The 3,873-nt window shown below is 72.3% G+C and carries 6 protein-coding genes; 3 read left to right on the forward strand and 3 right to left on the reverse strand.

Going from position 1 to position 3,873, the window contains the following annotated elements:
- On the reverse strand, positions 1-210 hold a 210-nt coding region (locus tag G3573_RS20665), incomplete at its 3' end, for a flagellar assembly protein FliX (protein ID WP_276208763.1).
- Between the two features lie 213 nt (positions 211-423).
- Here G3573_RS20665 and G3573_RS20670 point away from each other — a divergent pair.
- Genes G3573_RS20670 through G3573_RS20680 form a run of 3 tightly spaced genes read left to right on the forward strand, consistent with a single transcriptional unit; the run spans position 424 to position 2,284 of the window.
- The gene (locus G3573_RS20670; RefSeq protein ID WP_163263542.1) at positions 424-1,530 is read left to right on the forward strand and encodes a flagellar basal body P-ring protein FlgI; all 1,107 of its coding nucleotides are present in this window, start codon (positions 424-426) and stop codon (positions 1,528-1,530) included.
- The gene (locus G3573_RS20675; RefSeq protein ID WP_163263543.1) at positions 1,530-1,847 is read left to right on the forward strand and encodes a rod-binding protein; all 318 of its coding nucleotides are present in this window, start codon (positions 1,530-1,532) and stop codon (positions 1,845-1,847) included. The genes G3573_RS20670 and G3573_RS20675 overlap by 1 nt, the downstream gene beginning before the upstream one ends.
- The gene (locus G3573_RS20680; protein ID WP_163263544.1) at positions 1,844-2,284 is read left to right on the forward strand and encodes a flagellar basal body protein; all 441 of its coding nucleotides are present in this window, start codon (positions 1,844-1,846) and stop codon (positions 2,282-2,284) included. The genes G3573_RS20675 and G3573_RS20680 overlap by 4 nt, the downstream gene beginning before the upstream one ends.
- A gap of 7 nt (positions 2,285-2,291) precedes the next feature.
- On the opposite strand, the gene G3573_RS20685 is transcribed toward G3573_RS20680, so the two are convergent.
- On the reverse strand, positions 2,292-3,098 hold the full coding sequence (locus tag G3573_RS20685; protein WP_163263545.1) for a DUF2189 domain-containing protein: 807 nt from the start codon (positions 3,096-3,098) through the stop codon (positions 2,292-2,294).
- Positions 3,099-3,191: 93 nt separating this feature from the next.
- Positions 3,192-3,873 (reverse strand): ATP-binding cassette domain-containing protein (locus G3573_RS20690; protein WP_163263546.1); only part of this gene is annotated, 682 nt, incomplete at its 5' end.

Raw genomic sequence — 3,873 nt, forward strand, 5'->3', positions numbered from 1 at the left:
GCGCCGGCGGCGCTCCAGCGGCCCTTCGGTCGCCTGCAGGGCCAGCAAGGCGTCGACGGAGCTGACGCCGCCCACGGCGCCGGCCTTGGCCGACGGCGCGCTCTCGCGGCTCTCGCCGGCCGAGCCGACGCTGAAACCGCCGCCCGCGCTGGTGCGCGACGGGCGCGACGCGCCCGCGGAAGAAGGTCCGCCCGTGCCGTTGATCTTCATGCGACGCAAAGCCCCCGAGAGACTCTCTGGATCCAGAGTGTTCCGCCCCTGCGTAACCCGTTTCTTAACGAGCAGGCAAATCTTGCCGCCCGGCGCGAGGCGCCGCCCAAACCCGACTCCAAACCCTTGCGAGACAAGCCTTTGCAGCCCGAGCCGGGTGGCACGGATATCGCATCTCCGTCCACAGCATTCATGCTTAACAGGCGCCGCGTCATGCTTCGCACCTTCGTCCGCACCGCTCTCGCCGCCCTGGCGCTGAGCCTGGCCTGCGCCCCGGCCCACGCCGGATCGCGCATCAAGGACATCGTCGACGTCGAGGGCGTGCGCGAAAACCAGCTGGTCGGCTACGGCATCGTCGTCGGTCTGAACGGCACCGGCGACAGCCTGCGCAATTCGCCCTTCACCAAGCAGAGCCTCGAGGCCATGCTGGAGCGGCTGGGGGTCAACACCCGCGACGCCAACCTGAACACCAAGAACGCCGCGGCCGTGATGGTCACCGCCGAACTGCCGGCCTTCGCCGCGGCCGGCTCGCGCATCGACGTGTCGGTCTCGGCCCTGGGCGACGCCAAGAGCCTGCTGGGCGGCACCCTGCTGGTCACGCCGCTGATGGGCGCCGACGGCCAGGCGTATGCGGTCGGCCAGGGCACGGTGCAGACCGGCTCGGTCTCGGCCTCGGGCGCCTCCGGCTCGTCGGTGACCAAGGGCGTGCCGACCGCCGGCCGCATCGCCTCGGGCGCCACGGTCGAGCGCGAGGTGCAGTTCGCGCTGGCCTCCCTGCCGGAGGTGCGGCTGACCCTGCGCAATCCGGACTTCACCACCGCCCGCCACATCGCCGACGCGGTCAACGCCCGCTTCCCGGGCTCGGCCGCCGCCCAGAACCCGACCATCGTCGCCCTGCGCGCGCCAGCCGGCGCCGACATGGTCGCCTTCCTCACCGCCGTCGAGCAGCTGAACGTCGAGGTCGACGCCCCGGCCAAGGTGGTGATCGACGAGGTCAACGGCGTGGTGGTGATGGGCGAGAACGTGCGCCTGTCCAAGGTCGCCATCGCCCAGGGCAACCTGACCATCTCGGTGCAGGAGACCCCGCAGATCAGCCAGCCGGCCCCCTTCTCCCAGGGCCAGACCGCCGTCGCGCCGCGCTCGGACGTCAGCGTCTCGGAGGAGACCGGCCGCCAGATGATGGTGATCCAGTCGGGCGCGTCGCTGTCGACCCTGGTGGACGGCCTGAACAAGCTGGGCGTCACGCCCCGCGACATGATCTCCATCCTGCAGGCGGTGAAGGCCGCCGGCGCGCTGCAAGCCGACATCGAGGTGATGTGATGAGCAGCCTCTCCGCCTCGTCCCTTCCGCTGGACGTGCTGCAGGGCGTGCGCGGCGCGACGGCGTCGAAGACCGCCGTCCCCGCCGACGTCCGCAAGGCCGCCGAGGACTTCGAGGCGACCTTCCTGTCGGCCCTGCTGCAGCCGGTGTTCTCCAGCCTGGAGACCGACGGCCCGTTCGGCGGCGGCCAGGGCGAGGCGGCGTTCAAGTCGTTTCTGGTCGACGCCATGGCCAAGCAGACGGTGAAGGCCGGCGGGGTGGGCCTGGCCGACTCCGTCACCCGCGACCTCCTCAAGCTCCAGGGATTGGACCAGTGACCCTCGCCGCCATCGACGCCGCCGACCGCGTGCAACAGCTTATCGCCCTCACCGAGCAGCTGACCGGCCGCCTGGCCGAGGAAGCCGCCCTGTTCGAGGCGCGCCGTCCTCAGGACGCCGCCGCGGGCCTGGAAGAGACCGGCCGGCTGGCCAACCTGTACCGGCACGAGTCGATGCGGGTGAAGGCCAATCCCGACCTGGTCGCCGGCGCGCCCAAGGCGCTGCGTCTTCAACTGGTCGAGGTCACCCGCGCGTTCGAGACCATGCTGGAGCGCCACTCGCACGCCCTGGCCGCCGCCAAGGCCATCACCGAAGGCCTGGTGCAGACGGTCGCGCGCGAGGTCGCCTCGGCCCGGGCGGCCGGGACCGGCTATGGCCCCGGCGCCCGCGCGACGGTCGGCGACAGCCGCGCGGTGGCGCTGAACAAGCAGGCCTGAGGCCGGCTCACAGCCGCGCGTCTTCCCAGACCACGGTGCGGCGATAGAGGTGCCAGGTGGCGTGGCCCAGCACCGGGACCACCACCGCCAGACCGACGAACAGCGGCAGCGAGCCCAAGGCCAGCGCCACCAGGATGATCAGGCCCCAGACCGCCATCGGTCCGGGGTTGGCGCGCATCACCCGCAGCGAGGTCTCGACGGCCACGAACGGGCCGACGTGCCGGTCGATCAGCACCGGGAAGGCCACGACGGTGAGGCTGAGCACCACCACGGCGAACAGCAGGCCCACGGCGTTGCCCAGCACCACCAGGCGCCAGCCCTCGGGCGTCGTGAACAGCCGGCCCAGGAAGTCCATGTGGGTGACCGGCGCCGCACCGAAGGTGGCGGCGTAGACCGACGCGGCCGCGCCCACCCACAGCACGAAGATTCCGAGCAGCACCGCGCCCAGGCCGAAGATCGCGCCGACCGAGGACGAGCCGAACACGTCGAACACGTTGCGCCAGGACACCGGCAGGCCGTGCTCGCGCCGGCGGCTGAGCTCGCAGAAGCCCACGGTCAGGAACGGCCCGACCAGACCCAAGCCCGCGACCAGCGGATAGAGCATGGGCAAAAGCTTCGCGCCGAAAGCGACGCGGGCGGCGATCAGGCCGATCACCGCGTAGATGGCGCCCAGCAGCAGCAGCTGGGTCGGCGCGGCCTTGAAGTCCCGCCAGCCGGCGGTCAGCACCCCGCGCAGGTCCTTTACGGAAATCCGGCGCACCTCCGGTCGCGGCCAGTGCGCCTCGATATCGGCCGACGTCAGTCCGTGGGTCATGGCGGCGTTTCCTGCCGGCCGCCCGTGGGCGGCGCATTGCGAACAGCCCGCAAAGGCAACGTCCCAGCGGCGCGAAGGATGCGCGCGCGGCGCTCACCCGCGCGCGAGCGCGATCTCCCGTTGCACCCCGATCGCCTCCAGGAAATCCGGATCGTGGCTGACCACCAGCAGCGCCCCGTCATAGGCCGCCAGCGCGCGCTCCACCGCCTGCACGGAATCGAGGTCGAGGTGGTTGGTCGGCTCGTCCAGCATCAGCAGCTGCGGCGGCTGATCGCCACCTAGCGCGCAGGCCAGGGCCGCGCGCAGGCGCTCGCCGCCGCTCAGCGTCTCAGGCGTGCGCAGGCCGGCCTCGGCCCGGAACAGGAAGCGGGCCAGGGCCGCGCGGGCCTGGTTGTCGGTCCCGCCCGGGTTCAGGCGGCGGAAGTTCTCGACAAGGGTCAGGCCGGGCGTCAGGGCGTCGCCATGCTGGTCCAGCAGCGCCGCCGAAACCGGGCGCTGCACGCGGCCCTCGGTCGGCGCCAGCGCGCCGCAGGCGAGCTTCAGCAGGGTGGTCTTGCCCGCCCCGTTCGGGCCGGTCACCGCCACGCGCTCGGGCCCGTTGAGCGCGAACGACAACGGCGACAGCACGCGTCGTTCGCCGTTGCTCCAGCCGGCGTGGTCGAAGCTGAGCACCGCGCGCCCGGCCGGCAGGCCGGTCGACGGCAGGTCGAAGCCCAGCAGGCGCACCTGCTCGACCCGCTCGCGGGCGGCCTCCAGCCCCTCGGCGGCCTGGTCG

Source organism: Caulobacter sp. 17J65-9, from assembly GCF_010975005.1.
Lineage (GTDB): Bacteria > Pseudomonadota > Alphaproteobacteria > Caulobacterales > Caulobacteraceae > 17J80-11.